Here is a 4222-nt window from a genome sequence, read left to right on the forward strand (position 1 = left end):
GCCGCGCCGACCGGCCAGCCGCCCACACTCGGCGGCCGGAACGGCACCTGCCCGAGTGCCCGCAGGCCGGCGAGGAGCTGCTTCTGCTTGTTCTCCGGCAGTTCGGCCAGGTTGATGCCGAGCTGCCGGACCGCGCCGACCAGCCACTCGACCGGCTGTTTGACGAGCTGTCCGGCGGTGGCCGCGAAGGCGGGATCGGTGGCCAGCGCACGCAGCATCGCGCTGGTGCCGGTGCGACCGGCGGCGGCCAGCCGGGCGGTGGTCTCCGGTCCCGGTGCGGTGCCCGAGCCGTAGCGAACCCAGAGGCGCCGGGCCAGGAAGGGTGCGTGCGCCGGGTGCCGCACCAGCAGGTCGGCGTAGGAGTCCACGTCGAAGCGGCCGGTGTTGCCGAGCAGCGTGACCGGCGAGTCGTCGTGGCGGCGGGGGAGCAGCTCCGCGGTGCCGGCCGCGCGGTCGACCTGCCAGCCGGTGAGCACCCGCGCCCCGGCCTTGACGTCGGCCTCGCCGTAGCTGCCGACGCCGAGGGTGAACAGCTCCATCAGCTCCCGGGCGAGATTCTCGTTCGGGGCCTTGCGGGTGTTCTTCTGCCCGTCGAGCCAGAGGATCAGCGCGGGATCACGCAGCATCGCCCGGACCAGGGGCCCGGTCGCCCCGCCGCCGTAGCGCCGGAGCGTCTGCTGCTGGGCGAGCATCAGCGGCGCCGAGCGGACCTTCTGGGCCGACGTGGCCCAGTGGCCGTGCCAGAAGAAGGTGAGCTTCTCGGCCGCGCCGGACTCCGTGGCCATCCGGGCCAGCCACCATCGGGTCGCGGTGGTGAGCTGGGCGCGGGCGGTCTGCCGGGCCTTCTGCTTCTCCTCGCGGCTCGCGCCTTTCGGCGGCGTGCCGCCAGGGGGCAGGTCCGGGAGCTCGACGGTACGGCCGATCGGCTCGAGCACCTTGTCGAGGGTGGCGCCGGCCCCCGCGCGTTCGGCCGCGTCGACCTCGGCAGCCGTCGGTCCGAAGGTCAGCCTGCGCAGGAGATGGGACACCGCGACACGTTCGGTCATGCCGACGACGGTAGGGCCGGCGGGTAAGCGTTCGGTAAGGGTCGCGTTCGGGCCGCGTTCGCGTTCGGCAGATGAAGACGATGTTAACTTTCTTGATCTGGCGAGCGGCATAACCGCAGCTCAGCGCCTTCTTGCAGGATGCATTCAGGATCCGGCCACTCTGGACATTGCGCCTCGCCCGGGGCGCTGGCAAGCTACGCGGTGTTGCTTGGACGCCGCTGACCGTAACCGGTCGTGGCGCCGCCGTCATACCTCGGTCAGCCTGCCCTCACCGCCCGTCATCACGGCCCGCGGTCGCTCGGCCGTGTCCGCGTACGAGGGAGAGGAGACCGTCGAGTGGCGACCACCCAGCTGCCGCTCGCCGACGACCTGTACCTGGCCGCCCACGACGCCGCCCGCGGCCGTTGCCTGCTCACCCCGGCCACCCTGGGCCTCGGCCTGGCCGCCGGCCTGCTCGGCGAGCTGGTCTTCTGGCGCCGCCTGGAGCTGTACGACAACCAGGTCACCGTGCTCGACGACCGGCCCACCCCGGAGCCGGCCACCGCCGCCGTCCTGGAGCAGCTGCTGCGCGAGAGCCACCACCGCCAGATCCGCGACTGGATCGCCTTCCTGGCCACCGGCGTCGCGACCGAGCTCGTCGAGCGGCGCCTGGCCCGCGCCGGGCTGGTGCGCCGGACGGAGAAGCGCGGCCTGCTCGGCACCAAGGTCCGCTTCGTGCCGACCGACCCCGCGACCGCCGCCTGGCCCGGTACCCGGATCCGGATCGCCGCCACCCGCGGCGAGCTGCTGGACGGCCCCGATCTCGTGCTGGCCGGGCTGGTCCTGGCCACCGGTCTCGACCAGCACGTGCTCGTCACGCTCGAAGCCCGTGAGCGCGACCACCTGTTCGACCAGCTGCGCCGGCGGATGCCGGCCACGCTGCAGCATCTCGTCGGCCACGCAGAGGCCGCCGTCGGCGACGCCGTGATGGCCCGCCGCGCCTGACACCCCCTCCGTCCCGTTGGGAGATCCCCAAGTGCCCAGCACCTCCACCCCCGCCAGACCGAGCCAGCTCTCGACCGCCCTGGCCCGCGACCGCCTCGGCGTCGCCGCCGTCGTGTTCTTCGTGATGTCGGCCGCCGCGCCGCTGACCGTCGTGGCGGGCGTCGTGCCCACCGGCCTCGCGGTCACCGGGCTCACCGCCATCTCCATCGCCTTCCTCGCCGTCGCGCTCGTGCTCGCCGTCTTCGCGGTCGGCTACGTCGCCATGGCCCGGCACATCGCCAACGCCGGCGCCTTCTACGCCTACATCGCCCGGGGCATCGGCCGCCCCTTCGGGGTCGGCGCGGCGTGGGTCGCGCTGCTGGCCTACAACAGCTTCCAGGTCGCCTCGTACGGCGGCTTCGGCGCGATCGCCGCCCCGTTGTTCGCCGACTGGTTCGGCGTCGACCTGCCGTGGTGGGGCATCTCGCTGGTGGCCTGGGCGCTGGTCGCCGTCCTGGGCGTCCGCGACGTCGCGGTCAACGGCAAGGTGCTGGCCACCCTGCTGGTCGCCGAGATCGTGCTCGTGGTGATCTTCAGCTTCGCCGACATGCTCACCCCCGACTTCGCGGCCTCGTCCGCCCCGCTCAACCCGGGCAGCCTGGTCGGCACGGGTGCGGGGGCGCTGCTGGTCATGGCCGTCACCGGCTTCGTCGGCTTCGAGCAGTCCGTGGTGTTCAGCGAGGAGTCCCGCGATCCGCGCCGTACGGTGCCGCGGGCCACGTACATCGCGGTCGCGCTGATCGCGGTCCTGTACGCCTTCTCCGCCTGGGCGATGATCTCCGCCGCCGGGGCCGACCCGATCGGCCGGGCCGGCGCCGAGGGCCCGGAGCTGTTCTTCAACCTCGCCTCCGACCGGCTCGGCAGCACCGCCCTGCACCTGGGCCACGCACTGTTCCTGACCTCGCTGATCGCCGCGATGATCTCCTTCCACAACATCATCGCCCGCTACACCTTCTCGCTGGGCCGCGAGGGCGTGCTGCCCCGCGCCTTCGGCCGTACGGTGCCGGCCACCGGCGCGCCGAAGAACGGCTCCCTGGCCCAGTCGGCCGTGGGCCTGGCCGCGATCCTGGTGTACGCGCTGGCCGGCTGGGACCCGCTGGTGCAGCTGTTCTTCTGGGGCGGCACGACCGGCGGCATCGGCGTGCTGCTGCTGATCACGGTCACCTCGGCCGCGGTGATCGGCTACTTCGCCCGCAACCCCGAGGGTGAGGACGCCTGGCACCGCATCGGCGCCCCGGTGCTCGGCACGGTGCTGCTGCTCGTGGTGACGTACCTGGCGCTGACCAACATCGCCGTGCTGTTCGGCGTCGAGCCCGGTTCCACCCCGACCTGGGCCGTCCCGCTCGCGTACGCGGTGCTGACCCTGGCCGGCGTGAGCTGGGCACTGATCCTGCGCCGCAGCCGCCCGCAGGTCTACCGCGGCATCGGCATGGGCGCGCGCAGCGCCGGCACCGGCCACTCCTTCCGCGACGCCACTTCGGAGGCCCACCAGTGACTCCCGTGATCCGCCCCGCCGGCGAGGCCGAACTGCCGGCGGTCGGCGCCCTCATCGCCCTGTCCTTCGACGACCTGGAGCAGAACAGGTCGCTGGTCCCGGACCCGCAGTCCCGGCTGCGGGTGATGGGCGACTTCTTCACCCTGCTCACCGAGCACGCGCCGCTGTGCGGCAAGGTCGACGTGATCGACGACCCGGCCGGCGGGCTGGCGGCGGCCGCGGTGTGGTTCGACCGTACGCACGAGATGCCGGAGATCCCGCACTACGACGAGCGCCTGGCCGCGCTGGCGGGGGAGTGGCTGCCGCACTTCCACGAACTGGACGAGCTGTTCGACAAGCACCACCCGGTGGACCCGCACTGGCACCTGGCCTTCCTGGCGGTCCACCCGGACCACCAGGGTCACGGCCTCGGCGGTGCGCTGATGGACAGCACCCACCAGGACCTGGGCGGCGCGGCGGCGTACCTCGAGGCGACCAACGAGGACAACATCCGCCTCTACCGCCGGTACGGCTACACCGACATGATGCCGTTCGACATCCGGATGCCGGACGACACACCGTTCTACCGGATGTGGCGGGCCTGAGTCCCCCGGTCGTGGCGAGCCGGAGCAGGGCCTCGCCGCCCGTCTCGGCCTCGACCACCGAGAACCCGGCCCGC

Annotated in this window: 4 protein-coding genes; 3 read left to right on the plus strand and 1 reads right to left on the minus strand. The window is 72.9% G+C overall.

Annotation, left to right across the window (positions count from 1 at the left end):
• On the minus strand, positions 1–1046 hold a 1046-nt coding region (locus tag AB0C29_RS36385), incomplete at its 3' end, for a DUF1800 domain-containing protein (RefSeq protein WP_360830237.1).
• 336 nt (positions 1047–1382) lie between these two features.
• On the opposite strand from AB0C29_RS36385, the gene AB0C29_RS36390 reads away from it, so the two are divergent.
• Genes AB0C29_RS36390 through AB0C29_RS36400 form a run of 3 tightly spaced genes read left to right on the plus strand, consistent with a single transcriptional unit; the run spans position 1383 to position 4148 of the window.
• Positions 1383–2030, plus strand: a complete 648-nt coding sequence (locus AB0C29_RS36390) for a GPP34 family phosphoprotein (protein ID WP_360830240.1) — start codon at positions 1383–1385, stop codon at positions 2028–2030.
• A 31-nt stretch (positions 2031–2061) separates the two neighbouring features.
• Complete coding sequence (locus AB0C29_RS36395) at positions 2062–3564, plus strand: APC family permease (RefSeq protein ID WP_360830243.1); 1503 nt, start codon at positions 2062–2064, stop codon at positions 3562–3564.
• The gene (locus AB0C29_RS36400; RefSeq protein ID WP_360830246.1) at positions 3561–4148 is read left to right on the plus strand and encodes a GNAT family N-acetyltransferase; all 588 of its coding nucleotides are present in this window, start codon (positions 3561–3563) and stop codon (positions 4146–4148) included. Before AB0C29_RS36395 ends, AB0C29_RS36400 begins: the two co-directional genes overlap by 4 nt.
• Positions 4149–4222 lie beyond the last annotated feature (74 nt).

It is taken from the genome of Actinoplanes sp. NPDC048791 (genome assembly GCF_040650095.1).
Lineage (GTDB): Bacteria > Actinomycetota > Actinomycetes > Mycobacteriales > Micromonosporaceae > Actinoplanes.